Origin of the sequence: Pseudomonas sp. BNK-44-b (assembly GCF_047456245.1) — a bacterium.
Taxonomy (GTDB): domain Bacteria; phylum Pseudomonadota; class Gammaproteobacteria; order Pseudomonadales; family Pseudomonadaceae; genus Aquipseudomonas; species Aquipseudomonas machongensis.
Genome location: NZ_CP179908.1, coordinates 2,021,098 through 2,036,184 on the forward strand (window position 1 = coordinate 2,021,098; position 15,087 = coordinate 2,036,184).

Genomic DNA, 15,087 nt, shown 5'->3' on the forward strand with positions numbered 1-15,087 from the left:
TCGGGTGGTAGATAGATGCAGACCGTGGTGCTCTTTTCTTTGGATTACCTGCGAAAGCACACCACGCACACGCGCACCGGGCATGCCAGTGCGCAGGCGTCAGGACATGTTCAACTCGGTATAACCCACCCGCTCAACCCCCTGCAACTGGCGGTCGACCAGGCTCTTGAGGGATTCCCCGGTTGCCAGGTAGGCATCACCGAAGTCGTGGCCGCCCAGGGCGCTGGGATGGGCCACCACCTCCAGTACGCCATGCGCCGGCGCCAGTCCGGCCTTGAGATCCAGCGGGGTGCAGACGTAGTCGGCGGTCACGCCGCAGAGCTGTTTCAGGCGCCGGTTGAGCAGGGTCTTGAAGACCCGCTTCAGTGGCCCGATATTGGCCCCGACATTGCGCGCCAGACGCACCGGTATGGCGTGTTCGCGGGCAAACCGTGCGACCACCTCACCGACCGGCCAGATGTTGTGCACGTGCTGGTGCGAGTCCAGGTGGCTGGGAATGACGCCATGGGCCACACAGCGTTGCCATTGGGTCTCGAGCTCCGCGCGTACCGCCTCGCGCTCACTGCGTGACAGGCGCAGGGTGCGCTGGCGCAGCCCGAGGTCGAACTCGCCCTGGGCGGTGCAGAAGCGCGGTTCGGCGAGGATCGCCTGGCTCAGGGGGCGGCCGTAGGTCAGGTTGAAATGCAGGCCGATGCGGCCCTTCAGCGCCGGCTGCTGGGCCAGTACGCACGCGGCCTGGAACGCCGGCATGTTGGCCATCAGTGTTGCCGAGCTGATCAGCCCGGCCTGGAACGCGTGCAGGATCACCGCGTTGATGGGGGCACTGAGGCCGAAATCGTCAGCGTTGACTATGACCTGGGATGGCATCCGTTCGCTCCTGTGTGGGGTTCGGGGTGACGGTGGCTGCACTGTCGGCCTTGCGCAGGCGCGGCTTGAGCCAGCGCCAGCAACGCAGGGCCAGGCCCAGGGCGATGCCGTCGGGGCGCCAGCTGTAGCCGCTCAGGCGCCATTGCTCGACCTGGCCGGTCTGGCGTTCATGCAATTGGTGGCTGGAGTTTTCAAGGCTTACCCGCGAGGCGTCGACCCAGCTCCAGCCCTCGTCGAGACCCCAGTGGATCCACTCTTCGAGCAGCACCCGGCCACTGCCCAGCTCGCGCTGTTCGGGCACGAACGCCAGGTTGTAGTCGTAGATGCGACCGTGTTCGAGCAGGCCCAGGCGGTAGCTGATGCAGCGCCCGTCCAGCTCCAGCAACACCAGGCACACCAACCCTTCGCCAGCCAGCTCAGTGAAGGCCTGGTACATCCACTCGCGGCGCTGGCTGCCCGAGAAGATGCCGACGTCGTCGTCGCCTTTCCAGCTCGCCGCTTCCACGGCGCTGATCGCATCGAGCAGGGCGGTGATGTTGTGGCGGTCGGCGACCACCCGACGCACCTGCGCGCCGCAGGCTGCAATGCGCTTGCGTGCACGGCGCAGCTTGTAGCGTGGGTCGCCACTGACCTCCCGGCGGTCGGCTTCACTGATGCGGTGCACCGGTACACGGCAGGTCAGGCGGCGCTCGAAGGTCGAACAGGCCGCAGCCCATTGGCGCAGCCAATTCTCATCGCCACCTTGCACCACTTCACTCAATTGCAGCAGCGCATGGGGCAGGTGCTTGCGGATGGCTTGGAGCACTTGTGTGGCGTGGTGCGCGGGCAGATCGAGCAACAACGCGATGCGGTCGCTCAGCGGGTGGCCCAGGTGACGCACCACCGGGACATTCAGTGGGCCGACCGCCTGGCGCTCGCGCACCAACGGCAGGCACAGGCACAGGCGGCCATCGAGGTGGCCGAGCAGGATCTGCAGTTGCTGGCCCGGCTGCAGTGCGGCCTCGGCGGCGCGCAGCCAGCCCAGGTGATTGAACGGGGTGCTGCCGGCCACGCGCTGGCGCAGCGCCTCATAGCCGGCGGCGGGGAAGCTGGGGGTGCGCAGCGAGGCGCACCAGCTCAGTTGCAGGGCCATGGGGTCAGGACGCCGTGGCCGTGGCGCTTTCGGACGCCGGTTTACGCAAGGTTTCCAGGCGCGACTCGCTGTAGCGGCTCTCGCGGAAGAACTTCCAGCGCCCGAACAGGCAGTAGACATTCATGATGCGCCCTTGCTCCTGGTAGCCCATGCGCAGGTGCAGCTTGAGCGCCGGGATGTTGTGTTGTTCGCAGACGTCCACCACCTTGGTGCAACCCTGCGCGGCCATGGCCTTCCACAACGCCACTTGCAAGTCCACCGACAGCTCGCTGCCCCAGTACTTGCGGATCAACTCGCCGCCGAATTCGAAGAACTCGCCCGGGCCTACCGGAAACCAGCACCCATAGTAGTGGCGGTCGTGGTAGTTGCGCGCGCTGCCCCAGATGAAGGCCACGGTGTCGCCTTCGTCATCTACGAACATCAAGCCTGTGTAGCCCTCGGCGGCCAGCTCGCGCATGGTCTCGACGCGGTCGCCGAAATGCCGGGTGAAGGCCTTGACGTTGTTCACGGTGATGTTTTCGAGGCGCAGTCGCGCATAGGGTTTGAGGCGGTGCGGGGGCACCGGGGTTTCCAGGTCGCGTTCCATCCACACCAGCTCCCAATGATAGAAGACGTAGTGTCGCCAGGCGCTGCTCAAGGTGTTGCGCAGTCCCTTGCGCTTGATGCGATCCTGGATCTTGCTCAATGCACGCATGGTGCCTCCTGTTCATGGCAGATCGAGGTGCGTTTCATGACGCACTCCAGGTCAGGGCAAACAAGGTCTGCCCTGGCAGTTGAAAACGGATCTGTCCCTGCTGGCAGCTGACGCGGGCAGGGCGCGGCTGATTATCGGGGCCGAACAGCTCGAGCCGGGCGGCCGGGCAGTCGCCGAGTGCCAGCTCGACCTGCTGCACGCGCTCGGCCTTGTTGACCCCCAGCAGGCTGCGCTGACGGCCGTCGGCCATGGCCAGGACGTCGACCTCGAAGGCGTCGTTGTCCAGGGCCAGCACCTGGCGCAGCCAGTGGCGCTGGATGAACTGCTGGGCAAGGCCCACCGGCTTGAGCTCGAAACGCTCATCGCCCAGCACGCGGATCATGCCCTTCGGCCATTCGGGCTCGTCGGCGACATGGAACCAGTTGAGCATGTCCAACAGGCCGTCGGCGGAGGCGTTGATCACCACCGACGCCCACCACAGGCCAGCGTAGTGGGTGTTCTGGTCATAGGGGCTGAGGCTGGAGCCGCTGGACAGGTTGGTCTGGTCGAGCAGCAGCGCCTTGCGCGGGCGGCCCTGGTTGTCGAGGCCGACCAAGGCCGCGGCCTGGCGCACGCTGTCGCGGTAGCTGCGGGTGGCGAGCAGGTCGCGGACCATCCATTCGTGCCAGGCCAGGGCATCGATCTGCGCACCGTGCTCCTGGAGCAGGCGCCGGGCCCAGTCGATGCCGCGCAGGTCCTTGCTGCCCTGGGTGAAGGGGCCGCCGAGCAGGCGTGATGAAGCGGGCATGGCGATCCGCACGCCTGCCTCCCGAGCGCCCGGCCAGGCGCTTACGCGCTGGGCCATGCCGGTGAAGAAGTCGCGGTAGCTTTCATAGTTGCGGTAATTGAGGTTCGGCTCGTCGGCGAAGGCCAGGTAGTGCAGGCCCTTGCCGCCCAGGCGCGCGGTGCCGGCCAGCCAGGCATCGAGGCCATCGTGGCTGGTGCGATCGGCGGCCAGGTCGGCGCGCCTACCGGTGCCGGCGAGCAGGGTGATGTCCTGGGTGATGCCGAAGCGCCGCTGGTACAGGCGTCGCCAGGCGTCTTCATAGCCGGGTTGGCGGGCGAGCACGTCCATGAAGCTGTAGTAGCCGGCCGCCTGCGGACGCAGGGCGTCCAGGGCCGCGAAGCTCGACGGTGGCGGTAGTACGTAGGGCAGGTTGACCCCCAGCAGCGGCGTGGGGCCGAGCACCTTGGCCTGGAGCTTGAGCCGCACCTGCCCGGCAAGGTTGGCGACATCGCCCAGATGATCGGCGCGCTGGGCGAACAGGTTGGCGCTGCCGTCGAGCCAGAATGCCGCCTTGCCGCGCCCTTGCAGGCGCAGGCGCCAGGTTTCGTCGCGGGGGCTGACTGGCAGCGTCTGCTGGTCGAAGCGCCAGTAGGCCGGGTAGGGCTTGAGCGCCACCTCGACCTGCTGGCCGTCGCTCAGGCGTTGCGCCGAAAGCCCGCGCACGCCGCCGTGGAATTTGCCGGCCAGCGTCGCCTGCTCACCGGCCTTGACCCGGAAATACAGCTCGACCCGTGGTCCGACCTCGGCGCTGAAGTGCACCTTGGCGGGGGCGAACAGGGCGCGCGTGGTGTCGCTGTGCTCGATCTGGTAGCCACGGAAGCTGTACCCAGGGACTTCCAGGCGATAGGGGCCGGCGTCGGCGCTCAGCGGCCAGCGCTGATCGCCGCGCAATTCCTCGGCCTTGATCGCCCGCTCGCCGCGCAGTTGGCCACGGCCGTCGAGCAGGAAGATGCGCTCGGCATTGGCGTCGGCCTGCCAGGCCGGGTGCCAGCGCAAGCGCAGTTCATCGTTGCGTCCTGGTTGCAGGTACAGGCTGCCATCGCGGATATCGCCCCATTGCAGGGGGGCCGCAGGTGCCAGCGGCACCCACAGGGCACAGAGCAGCAGCCAGCGTTTCATGCTGGCCTGCGCTGCAACATCTGGCGCAGCGGCGCGAAGTCGCTGGGCAGGATGATCAGGGTGTGCAGTACCGGCACGCCACTCAGGCGGCAGTACAGCACCAGCATGGCCACGGTCACCGCCAGGTAGGCGATCGATGACGCCGCGGCGGCGCCGACGATGCCCCAGGTCGGGATCAGCAGCACATTGAGCACCAGGTTCAGCGCGGCGCCTGCACCCATCATCAGCGATACCGTGCCGGGGCGATTCTTGCCCAGCAGGTCCAGGCGCAGGATGCTGGCGTAGCACAGCCCCAGCAGCCCTGGGAGCAAGGCCAGCAGGGCCGGGTAGGCCGGTTGGTAGGCCATGCCGAACAGGGTGACGATCAGCCAGTCGCCGATCACCGCCATGCACAGGCAGGCGCCGAGCATCACCGTGGCGGTCAGGCGCAGTGCCAGGGGGGTGAGTTTTTCCATGCCGGCGTCCTGCTGCAGCAGGCGCTTCATCAGCGGTGTGGTCACCGCTTCCGGGACGATCAGCAGCAGTTCGGCGGCGGCACTGGCCATGGCGTAGTGGCCCAGTGCAGTACTGCCGAGCATGGCGCCGATGAACAGGTAGTCCGAGCGCAGAATGACTTGCTGGAACAACAGGTCAGGATGGCTCTTGGCGCTGTAGCTGAGCAGCTCGCGCTGGCCGCCGCGGTCCCAGCGCAGCGCCAGCGGATGCTGGCGGCGCAGCCACCACAGGCCCAGCACCAGCACCAGGGCGATGCCCACCAGCCAGCTGATCAGCGCCGCCTCCAGCGCCTCTTCACGCCACATCCAGAACAGCGCAAGAAACAGCAGCAGCGGTGCCGCCGATTCGGTCAGGCGCAGCACGTTGAACGCGCCGACGCCACCGCTGGCGTTGTGCAGCGTCAGCAGGCCGCTCTTGAGCACGGTCATCGGCACCGCCAGCAGCAACAGCCAGGCCAGCAGGCCCAACTGCAGGGTGATGTCCAGGTCGGCACCGAACTCGCGCACCAGCAGCACGCAGACCAGCGTCAACAGCCCCGCCAGCAGGCAACCGTAGACCAGCACCTGGGTCAGCAGCAGGCCCATGTCGCGCTGCTTGGCCGCCTGGTAGCCAACGGCGCTGTTCAGCCCGCCGCTGGTGGCGGCGCTGATCAGGTCGGGCAGGGTGCTGAGCAGGGCGAACAAGCCCCGCTCGCTGGGGCCGAGGATGCGCGCCAGCAGCACGTTGCGCAGCAGGCGCAGGCCGATCATCGCCAGCTTGGTGCCCATGCTCAGCGCCAGATGGCGCAGGTAATGGTTGCGGCTCATGAGCGGCCCCCGCGGCTGATGCGCCAGGCCAGCAGCGATGGGCGGCTGGCATTGCGCTGGCTGACGCCGATGCGTGGCAGGGCCAGCGGATCGTCATGCCCCTGGCAGATGCCGGCGCGCGTGCTCAGGGCGAAGGGGTAGCGGTGCGCCGCCACGCGTGCGCGCACGCGGTCGTCATGATCGCCATTGGGGTAGCAGTACACCGGCAGTGGTTGCTGGCAGCCATGCTCCAGCGCGGCATGGCTGCGTTGCAGTTCCTCGTCCAGGCGCCGGTCGTCGAGATAGGGCAACAACGCGTGGCTGGCGCCGTGCGGGCCGAAGCGCACCAGGCCCGAATCCTCGAGCTCGCGCACTTGCTGCCAGTCCATGGCCTGGGGCAGCGATTCGGCCGGGCAGGCGTCGGTCAGTTGCTGCAGGGCCTGCGGACTGAGGCTCTTGAGGCTTTGCAGGTAGTGCGCCAGCACCTGGCTGCACGCTTGCGAGCGGTCGTTCATGAAGTAGGCGGCCGGCAGCGGTCGGCCGAGCTTGCGCAGGTACTCGATGAGGTTGTGCCGCGCAGGTTCGCCGTGGCTGCCCCACAGGGTCTCGCCGACGCTTTCCCACCAGAAGCGCTGGCGGCTGCCGATGTAGTCGGTGGACAGGAAAATGCTCGCCGGCACCTGGTGCTTGCGCAGCAGCGGGAAGGCGTTGCTGGCATTGTCGCGCCAGCCGTCGTCGAAGGTCAGGGCAACCTTGGGGCGCTGGTTGCTGCGGGGTGTCTCATGGTCCTTGAGCAGGTCCATGAGGCTGACGCAGTCGAAGTGCCGCGGTAGCCAGCGCAGCAACCCTTCGAAGGCGCGCGGCCCGACGCACAGCTCGTTGCGGTGCGGCAAGGTGGCGCTGGCATCATCGGCCAGTACTCGATGCAGCATGAGGATCACCCCGGCGCCGCGCAATTCGGCGCGGCCCTTGGGCGACTTGAAATACAGCCAGCCACTGGCCTGTTTGATCGTCGTCTTGATCGGCATGTCCATCGCTCATCGATTCTGGTCGGGATTCCATTGGCTGTAGCTGTGCCCGCGCAGGAATTGCCACAGGCCGACACTCATGCCCGCCAGCGTCACCAGCACGAAGGCGGCCAGGCGGAATGGCCTGGGCAGGCGGTGGCCAGCATCGAGCAGGCCGGCGATTGCGGCCGCATAGCCGAGCAGTTGCGCGGTCAGGGTCAGGTGGTAGAAGTGCGATTCACCCACCAGCCACAGGTTGGCCAACAGCAGCGGCAGCAACAGTACCGGCGCCAGGCGGCGGATCAGCTTGTGGCTGATCAGGGCGATGGCGTACAGGCCGTGACGCATCGGGTTGAGCAGTTCGCTGCGCGCGGCCAGGCTCTGCAGGCCACCGACGGTGACGCGTTGGCGACGGCGGAACTGCTTGTCGGCCTCGTCCACGCCCTGGTCGAGGACGATCGCCTCGGGCACGTAGACGATGCGCTGGCCGGCGGCCGGGGCGCAGGTGCTGATGTAGAAGTCGTCGTTGACCTGTTTGGGAATCGCCTGGTACAGCGGGCGGCGCAGGGCGAGCAGGGCGCCGTCGGCCGAGACCATGCAGCCGGTGCGGTTCTCGACCTTGCGCACCCAGGCTTCGTAATGGCGATACAGGCTGTCGCCCAGGCTCAGGCCCTTGCCTGGGTCGGGGATGATCATGTGCCCGGCAGTCCCGCCGACATCTGCGTCGGCGAAGGGCGCCAGCAGCAGGCCGAGGGTGTTGCCGGACCACTGGTTGTCAGCGTCGGTGAACACCAGGATATCGCCGCGGCAGACGCTCACCGCAGTGTTCAGCGCGCCGGTCTTGCCCAGGCGCGGCAGGTCCAGCACCTGTACCCGCGGATCGTCCACGGCGCGGGCCAGCGCCACGGTGCGGTCGCTGGAGCCGTCGCTGGCCACCACCACCTGCAGTTCGGCGGCCTGGTAGTCCTGGGCGAGCACGCTGGCGAGCTTGGCTTCGATATGCCGCTCCTCGTTGTGCGCGGCGATCACCACGCTGACGCGCTGCGGCGCTAGCGGGCCGGGTGTGCGCACAGGAAAGAACGGCGCCGCCAGGGTCAGCAGCACGGGATAGCCGACCCAGGCGTACAGCGGCAACAGCAGGCACAACCAGAAGATGATCTCAGCCACGGGCGGGCCTCCTTGCGGTGCGGTTGAACAGGCTGAGGATGAACGCAGCGCCGGCCAGGTGCAGGCGCAGCCAGTGCAGGCCCCAGAGCTGCAGGGTCAGCAACGTGTCGTGGTGCCTGAGGCTCTGGCGCAGGCTCAGCGCCAGGGCAGGCAGGGCGCTGATCAGCAGCAGCACCAGGGCCACATGGGGGAAACCTTCGAGCAGCGTCGACAGCGCCATGACGTCGAGTACCCAGGCGCCCACGGACAGCAGTGGGAAACGCAGCAGGCGCAGGCTCACGCCATGGCTGCGCAGCAGTTGCAAGTGGCTGCCCTGGCGCCACATCTCCTTGCCCAGCCACTCACCCCAACTGCCCTCGAAGCCCCAGTGCAGGACCACCGGCTGGCGCAGCACGCGCAAACGGGCGCCGGCTTCGTGCAAGCGCAGGGTGAAGTCCTTGTCTTCGCCGGTGCGCAGGCGCTCATCGAAGCCGCCAACCTGGTCGAACCAGGTGCGGCGCATCAGCAGGTTGGGCGTAGGCAGCCAGGTGCAGTCCTGTACCGTCTGCCCGGCGCGCAGGGTGCGGCGTTGCCAGGCGTGGGCGAACCACGGCGCCTGGCGCGGGGTGTCACAGTCGAGGGCGAAGACGTCGCCTTCACCGCGGCGCTGCAGGCCCAGCAGCAGGTCGAGCCAGTTGTCCGGCACCTCGATGTCGGCATCCAGAAACGCCAGCCATTCACCGTGGCTGACCTGCGCGCCCTGGTTGCGCAGGGCGCCGATGGCGACGCCGGGGAGGCTCAGCACCTGAGCGCCATGCTGGCGGGCAATGAGCGGGCCGTCGTCGCTGGAGCCGTTGTCGACCACGATCAGCTCACAGCCGAGACCCGCGCAGTGGGCGGCCTTGCGCGCGGCATCGAGAGTGCGGCCGATATGCCGGGCTTCGTTGAACATCGGGATGACGATGCTTACCTGGTTCATCGCTGCGCCTCCACGTCTCGCGACGCGGTGGCCTGGCGCAGCAGCACGCTGGACAGCGCCAGCATCAGCCACAGGTACTTGTGGCTGGGGGCACTGAGGAACATCAGGAACAGACCGATGGCCAGCATGCTCATGGTCAGATGGGTCATCAGGTCGGCGTTGTCGTGCTCGCCGGTGGCACGCCAGGCCGCGCGGGCCTGCCAGAAGTTGCGCAGGGCCAGGGCGATCATGCCGACGAAGGCCAGCCCCGCCGGCACTCCGGTCTCGCTGAACAGCTCGAGGTAGGTGTTGTGGGCGCGACGATAGAGGTCGGTGGTCTTGCTGTTGACCGGGGCGAAGGCCTTGGAGAAACCGGTGTCGGCATAGTGCAGCGGGAACGTGCCGGGGCCGGTGCCGAGCATCGGGCTGTGGCTGATCATCTCTTTGCCCACCACCAGGTACGAGGCACGTCGGCCCAGGGATTCGTCCTGGTGCGCATTGACCCCGGACTTGAGCAGCATCAGCGACTGGATGCGATCGGCGTAGCCGGCCGGCATCAGGGCCGCGCCCAGCGGCAGGACAATGGCCAGGCCGAGCATGGCGAAGCCCAGGTGACGCGGACGGATCCGTGTCAGTTGCTCGCGGTAGTTGTACAGCACGATGCCCAGGCTGATCAGCAGCACCACCAGGCCTGAGCGCGACTCGGTCTTGGTCATGCCCACCAGCAGCAACAGGCAGCAGCCGGCCCAGAACAGCTTGAGTGGAACCTGCCGGGTCTTGATCGCCAGCCACAACCCCAGCGGCATGGCGATGGTGATCAGCAGGGCGAAGGCGTTGGGGTCGAGCATGGCCGAGGCGCGGCCCTGTTCCTGGTACTTGGTGGAGAAGATGGCGAACAGGCAGGTCACGCAGACACTGACGGTGATCAGCCGCGCCAGCATCGGCAGATTGAGGTCGCGCCCCACCAGCAAGGTGATGACGAACACCACCAGCCCCACCAGCAGTTCACGCAGGTGCAGCACCGACAGCTCGAAGCTGTCGCTGGTCCACAGGCTCAGCAGGTACAGGGCCATGAACGGGATCAGCAACCGCCACTGGTTGCTGCGCAGGCGCTCGGCCGGCAACTGACGCACAGCCAGTTGCAGGGTGAGGATCAGCACCAGGCCCAGGCCGATCAGCTTGGCGCCAGAGACCATGCTGTCCTTGAGCAGCCCTTCGAGCGGCACCAGCGCGGCGATCGCCAGCAGGCCCCAGGCTGGCTTGCGGTACAGCACCAAGGCACCGGCCAGGCCGACCACGGCGCCAGGGGCCAGGTAAGGGTAGGGGCTGGCCAGCAGCCCCAGCGACAGCAGGGCCACCAGGCCCACCAGCGACAGGGGGATGATCATGCGACAACCTCCATGGCCGTGCCCTGGTACACCAGGGCCCAGCGTTGTGCCAGGGTCGGCAGGTGGTAGCGTTCGCGCTGGGTCTGGCGGGCGCGGGCCACCAGTTCTTCAGCCTGTTGCGGATCGTCCAGCAGCGCCTGCAGGTGGGCAGCGAGTTCATCGACCGCCAGCGGTGCGGCAAGCAACCCGCTGCGGCCGTGTTCGATCACATCGGGAATGCCGCCGACACCGAAGGCCACCACCGGTACGCCGTCCTGCATGGCTTCGAGCAGAATCATTGGCGTGCCTTCGGTGCGCGAGCTGATCACCAGGGCATCCAGTCGGGTCATCCAGGCTTGCATGTCGCGCTGGAAACCCGGCAGCGTGATGCGCTCGGCCAATCCAGCGGCATCGATGCGCGCCTGCAGCGTGGCGCGTTCGGGGCCGTCGCCGAGCATCACCGCGTGTAGGTGCGGGTGGCGTTGGCACAGCGGGATCAGGGTGTCGAGGAACAGGTCGGGGCCTTTTTCGCTGGACAGCCGCCCGACATAGCCTGCCAGCCAAGGGGCTTGGCGCGATCCCTGGCTCTGTACCGCGGTGTTGCCATCGCGGGACGAGCCCGCTCCCACAGGGGCCGTGGGGGTTGCGCAATGCACAGGTGTCGAGGCCTGCAGCGAACCCTGTGGGAGCGGCCTTGTGCCGCGATCACCGGCGCAGCCGGTGCCCTGCACTGCGGTGCTGCCATCGTGGGACGAGCCCGCTCCCACAGGAGGTGTTGCGGCCTGCAGCGAACCCTGTGGGAGCGGCCTTGTGCCGCGATCACCGGCGCAGCCGGTGCCCTGCACTGCGGTGCTGCCATCATGGGACAAGCCCGCTCCCACAGGGGCAGATTGCACAGATGCCAGAGGCTCCGGCAGACCGTTGGGGATCACCTGCAACTTGCTGGCTGGAACACCCGCCTGGCGGTGGATGCGGGCAATGCTCTCGGCCACGCACACCACGGTCGCCACCGTGGGTGTGCGGCACAGTTGCAGGCTCAGCCAGGTGTAGAAGCGCTGCTTGGTGCTGCGCGGCGTGAAGCCGTGCTGGGTGGTCACCAGTGGCAGGCGCCACAGGGTCGCGGCCAGCCAGCCGAAGACCATACCCTTGAAGTTGTGGGTGTTGATCAACGGCCGCTCGCCACGCATGGCCGCCACTTGCCTGAGCAGTGCGCCCAGGCCATGGCAGCTCTGGCAGTCGATGCCGGCTTCGCGAAAGCGCATCACCAGATCCTGCGGCGCGTCGAGGAACAGCACCCGGTGCCTGCCAGGGGTTGCCTGGCAGTGGTCCAGGAGCATGCGCTCGGCGCCGTAGAATCCGCCGCTGCTGAGCAGATGCAGGATCAACTGGCCGGTAGCGGGCACGGCAGCGTTCAATTGCGCACCCAGTGCATCAGGCGAGGCAGCGACCACGACTTGTGCGGGTTGGGCAGCGCCGGGGTCTGGTCGTTGATCACCAGCAGCACCGGCAGGCCCAGCTCATGGCTGATTTGTGCAGGGTGCTTGAAGCGGTGGTCGAAGAACTCCTTGACGTAGACCAGCGCGATGGCCAGCAGCAGGCCGGTGACCAGGCCGAACGGGATGATCAGGCCAGGTTTTGGGAACGACGCGGTGGCCGGCTCATAGGGTGCGCTGAGGATCCGCGCGTTGGACTGGCTGCCATCGAGCAGGCCCTGGCCGCGGCTTTCCTCATAGCGCTGGGCATAGGTGGAGAAGGCCTTGTGCAGGGCATCGATCTCGGTGTCGAGCTGGCGGGTCTTGCTCTGGGTCTCGCGCAGCTCGGTGATGCGGTTCTTGTATTCACCGATGCGTTGGGTCTTCTGGTCGATCACCTGCTGGGTCACGGCCAGGTCCTGCTGGCGTTCGCGGATACGGTTCTCGACGATCTTGAGGAACTGGCCGCGCAGCTGGGCGATCTGCTGGCGTGCCAGGACCATCTGCTCGGCCCCGGGCTGGAACACCGTGGCATCGCCGTTGTAGCGGGCCAACAGGGTGGTCAGCTGCTCGCCCAGTTGCTTGATCTCGCGGTCTTCGAAGGCGACGTTGTCGACCGTGGTGGTGAAGGTGTAGGGGAAGGCATAGTCGGCCATCTTCGCCTTGCTTGCCGCGGCCAGGCTGCTCTGCAGGTAGTCGAGCCACTGCTGGTTCTCCAGCTTGCGGTCGCGCTGCAGGTTGAGTGCCTGTTCCTCGGTGTTGATCGCATTGAGGCGGAAGGTGATCTCTTCTTTCGGATCAGACGAGCCGATCGCCGTCAGCAGGGCCAGGCGTTGGCCCTCGAGGTCGCCCAGGCGCGCCTGGTAGTGCAGTTTCTTCTGCTCGTAGAAGGTCTCGGGCAGCTCGTTGGACTGCAGGTCCTGGCGGTTCTTCAGGAAGTTGTCCAGCAGGCGGGCGACGAACAGGGTGCCGAGGCGGGCGTCATCGGCGCTGTAGGTGACCGAGATCACGTTGGAGCCGGGCAGGGTCTCGATCTTGAGGTCCTTGACCGCCTGATCGGTGAGCTCGTCGAGTTGGGTATCGCGCTCGTCGGCCACCGACTTGCCCAGCAGGCGATGCAGCGGATCGACGATGCCATGGCGCAGCGGGTCGATCACGGTGCGTCGCAGCAAGCCGGGTTCGGCCTGGTACTGGCCTTCCTGGCGCAGTTGGCTGATGGTCTGGCGGATCAGCGTGGGCGAGCGCAGGATGTTGCTCTCGGTCTCCATGTCGGCCAGTGACGGCGGGATGAACTGGTCCGCCTGCTGAGCCAGCGAGGAGCTGGTATCGCTTTGCGAGAGCTTCTTCGATTGCACGATGACTTCGGCGGTGATGTCGAAGCTCTGCTTGAGCACCAGCGGCAGAATCACCGCGATCACCGCGAAGATCAGGAACACCCGTTTCACCAATTGACGGTTGGCGAAGAAGATGCGGAAGAACTCATGCACATAGTTTTCTTTCGGTTGCGTGGTCATGGTCCGTCCCCTGGTCAGTCGTTGCTTTCTTTGTTGTCGACGCGGTAGCTGAAGCTGAAGCCAAAGCCCTGGAACAGCACCACGTCAGCCAGTTGCCGGGACAGCTCGGCAGCGCTGGCAAGCTTGGTCTTGGGTACATAGAGCATGTCTTCGGGCTGCAGATAGGCGAGCTTCTGGCTACCGCCGGAGAGGGCCTGGTCGACGTCGTAGTTGACCGCATGCACGGTGTTGCCTTCGCGGCGCATGATCACCACCGAGCCGAGCTTGGCCTTCAGGGTCGGGCCGCGGGCCAGAGTCAGGGCCTCGAGCACCGACACCGGACGACGGATCTGGAAGGCGCCCGGCTGGCCGACTTCGCCGAGCACGTAGATCTCGTTGGCGGCAGTGGACTTGAGCAGTACATCCACGCTCATGCGCCCGGGCAGGCTGGCGTAACGCTCGTTGAGGTAGTCACGCAACTGGTTGACGGTCATGCCCTGCAGCGGCACCGAGCCGATTTCCGGGAAGGTCGCGCGACCGTCGTTGCCCACGGTGATGTCGCGGCTCATGCCGGTGCCGGGGTGGCTCAGGGCGTTCTTCAGGTTGACCTCGTCGGTCATGGGGCTGAGCACGCGCACCGTTACCTGGTCGCGGTTGGGCTTGAACACGCGCTTGTCGTTGTAGGCCTGGCGAATGGCGCTCTCCGCTTCGCTCGGGGTCAGGCCCTCGACGCGCACCGACGCGTTGGTGGATGGCAGGGTGATGCTGCCGTCGGGCTGCACCAGCTGCTGGCCGTTGAGGCCGCTGGCGGCCATGAAGTTGAGGTCCAGGGTGTCACCGGACTGGATGCGGTACACCCCGGCAGAGCGGTTGCTGACGTGGAAGATCACTTCCAGCACGTCCTGTGGCCGCAGCACCTGTTCGCGGCGGGCGACTTCGGTGGCCTGGCTCTCGGCCGCTGGTGCGGTGAGGATCTGTACCGGCATTTCGCGGCTTTCCTGGCTGGCGCAACCGGCCAGGGCGAGCACGCACAGGGCAATCGAGGGGTATCTCATGGCGATCATGGCGTGCGTCCTCTCACAGGTTGTCGTACAGCCACTTGGGCATGTAGTACTTGCGCTTGTTGAACACGCTGCCGATCAGCCGCGCGCCAGCTTGCGTCAGCCGTTGGGCGGCAGCCTGGGCCACTTCCCAGCGGGTTTCCTCGGCGCACACCACCAGGATCACGCCATCGACCAGGGTGCCGATCACCAGGCTGTCGGCGCTGGCATAGATGGCTTCGCCGTCGATCACCACGAAGCGGTAGTGGGCGGCGAACTGGCGCAACAGGATGCGCAGGCGTTCGGGGTCGAGGCGGTCGCGTCCGCGCTTCCAGGTGCCCGCCGGGAGCACGTCGAATGGTTGGTCGGACAGGTGCACCACGCAGTCCTGCGCCAAGGGTGGGGTGTCCTCGTCGAACAACAGATCGGTGTAGCCGCGCAGCTTGTTCAGCCCCAGTTGCTGGCTCAGGCCATTGCTGCTGGAACTGCCGTCGATCAGCAGCACCGCACCCGCGCTCATCAGCGCCAGCTGGCTGGCGAAGGCCAGGGCGCTGGTGCTGGTGCCGGTTCCGGTGTTGGCCGCGGTCAGCAGCAGGGTGCGCTGGTCGAGGTCGAGGACAGTGGCGGTCAGGTTGGTCTCGCTCGGGTTGGCGATACTCAGGCTTCTAGAAGTGGAACCGTCCATC

Annotated in this window: 13 protein-coding genes; all 13 read right to left on the reverse strand. The window is 66.9% G+C overall.

Annotation, left to right across the window (positions count from 1 at the left end; all coding sequences use genetic code 11):
* Window positions 1-99: 99 nt before the first annotated feature.
* Genes ACMGGG_RS09105 through ACMGGG_RS09165 form a run of 13 tightly spaced genes read right to left on the reverse strand, consistent with a single transcriptional unit; the run spans window position 100 to window position 15,086 of the window.
* The gene (locus ACMGGG_RS09105; RefSeq protein WP_414155314.1) at window positions 100-867 is read right to left on the reverse strand and encodes a ChbG/HpnK family deacetylase; all 768 of its coding nucleotides are present in this window, start codon (window positions 865-867) and stop codon (window positions 100-102) included.
* Window positions 839-1,999, reverse strand: a complete 1,161-nt coding sequence (locus ACMGGG_RS09110) for a GNAT family N-acetyltransferase (protein ID WP_414155315.1) — start codon at window positions 1,997-1,999, stop codon at window positions 839-841. Before ACMGGG_RS09110 ends, ACMGGG_RS09105 begins: the two co-directional genes overlap by 29 nt.
* Before the next feature lie 4 nt (window positions 2,000-2,003).
* Complete coding sequence (locus tag ACMGGG_RS09115; protein ID WP_054893951.1) at window positions 2,004-2,693, reverse strand: GNAT family N-acetyltransferase; 690 nt, start codon at window positions 2,691-2,693, stop codon at window positions 2,004-2,006.
* Window positions 2,694-2,727: 34 nt separating this feature from the next.
* Entirely contained in the window at window positions 2,728-4,638 is a 1,911-nt protein-coding gene (locus ACMGGG_RS09120) for a hypothetical protein (protein ID WP_414155866.1), read from the reverse strand.
* Window positions 4,635-5,939: a lipopolysaccharide biosynthesis protein gene (locus ACMGGG_RS09125; protein ID WP_414155317.1), complete on the reverse strand. Its 1,305-nt coding sequence runs from the start codon at window positions 5,937-5,939 to the stop codon at window positions 4,635-4,637. Before ACMGGG_RS09125 ends, ACMGGG_RS09120 begins: the two co-directional genes overlap by 4 nt.
* Complete coding sequence (locus ACMGGG_RS09130) at window positions 5,936-6,946, reverse strand: polysaccharide deacetylase family protein (protein ID WP_414155318.1); 1,011 nt, start codon at window positions 6,944-6,946, stop codon at window positions 5,936-5,938. Before ACMGGG_RS09130 ends, ACMGGG_RS09125 begins: the two co-directional genes overlap by 4 nt.
* A 9-nt stretch (window positions 6,947-6,955) precedes the next feature.
* Window positions 6,956-8,092, reverse strand: coding sequence for a glycosyltransferase (locus tag ACMGGG_RS09135; RefSeq protein WP_414155319.1), 1,137 nt, complete (start codon window positions 8,090-8,092; stop codon window positions 6,956-6,958).
* Entirely contained in the window at window positions 8,085-9,050 is a 966-nt protein-coding gene (locus tag ACMGGG_RS09140; protein ID WP_414155320.1) for a glycosyltransferase, read from the reverse strand. Before ACMGGG_RS09140 ends, ACMGGG_RS09135 begins: the two co-directional genes overlap by 8 nt.
* Window positions 9,047-10,417, reverse strand: a complete 1,371-nt coding sequence (locus ACMGGG_RS09145) for an O-antigen ligase family protein (protein WP_414155865.1) — start codon at window positions 10,415-10,417, stop codon at window positions 9,047-9,049. The genes ACMGGG_RS09140 and ACMGGG_RS09145 overlap by 4 nt, the downstream gene beginning before the upstream one ends.
* Entirely contained in the window at window positions 10,414-11,799 is a 1,386-nt protein-coding gene (locus ACMGGG_RS09150) for a glycosyltransferase (RefSeq protein ID WP_414155321.1), read from the reverse strand. The genes ACMGGG_RS09145 and ACMGGG_RS09150 overlap by 4 nt, the downstream gene beginning before the upstream one ends.
* 8 nt (window positions 11,800-11,807) lie before the next feature.
* A complete protein-coding gene (locus tag ACMGGG_RS09155; RefSeq protein ID WP_054893957.1) occupies window positions 11,808-13,382 on the reverse strand; it encodes a GumC family protein in 1,575 nt (524 codons plus the stop codon).
* Between the two features lie 14 nt (window positions 13,383-13,396).
* Complete coding sequence (locus ACMGGG_RS09160) at window positions 13,397-14,416, reverse strand: polysaccharide biosynthesis/export family protein (protein WP_054893969.1); 1,020 nt, start codon at window positions 14,414-14,416, stop codon at window positions 13,397-13,399.
* 22 nt (window positions 14,417-14,438) lie between these two features.
* On the reverse strand, window positions 14,439-15,086 hold the full coding sequence (locus ACMGGG_RS09165) for a CpsD/CapB family tyrosine-protein kinase (protein ID WP_054893958.1): 648 nt from the start codon (window positions 15,084-15,086) through the stop codon (window positions 14,439-14,441).
* Window position 15,087 lies beyond the last annotated feature (1 nt).

Coding starts and splice junctions, on each gene's coding strand:
- ACMGGG_RS09105 (WP_414155314.1), bottom strand. CDS start 867: ATGCCATCCCAGGTCATAGTCAACGCTGACGATTTCGGCCTCAGTGCC.
- ACMGGG_RS09110 (WP_414155315.1), bottom strand. CDS start 1,999: ATGGCCCTGCAACTGAGCTGGTGCGCCTCGCTGCGCACCCCCAGCTTC.
- ACMGGG_RS09115 (WP_054893951.1), bottom strand. CDS start 2,693: ATGCGTGCATTGAGCAAGATCCAGGATCGCATCAAGCGCAAGGGACTG.
- ACMGGG_RS09120 (WP_414155866.1), bottom strand. CDS start 4,638: ATGAAACGCTGGCTGCTGCTCTGTGCCCTGTGGGTGCCGCTGGCACCT.
- ACMGGG_RS09125 (WP_414155317.1), bottom strand. CDS start 5,939: ATGAGCCGCAACCATTACCTGCGCCATCTGGCGCTGAGCATGGGCACC.
- ACMGGG_RS09130 (WP_414155318.1), bottom strand. CDS start 6,946: ATGCCGATCAAGACGACGATCAAACAGGCCAGTGGCTGGCTGTATTTC.
- ACMGGG_RS09140 (WP_414155320.1), bottom strand. CDS start 9,050: ATGAACCAGGTAAGCATCGTCATCCCGATGTTCAACGAAGCCCGGCAT.
- ACMGGG_RS09145 (WP_414155865.1), bottom strand. CDS start 10,417: ATGATCATCCCCCTGTCGCTGGTGGGCCTGGTGGCCCTGCTGTCGCTG.
- ACMGGG_RS09155 (WP_054893957.1), bottom strand. CDS start 13,382: ATGACCACGCAACCGAAAGAAAACTATGTGCATGAGTTCTTCCGCATC.
- ACMGGG_RS09160 (WP_054893969.1), bottom strand. CDS start 14,416: ATGAGATACCCCTCGATTGCCCTGTGCGTGCTCGCCCTGGCCGGTTGC.
- ACMGGG_RS09165 (WP_054893958.1), bottom strand. CDS start 15,086: ATGGACGGTTCCACTTCTAGAAGCCTGAGTATCGCCAACCCGAGCGAG.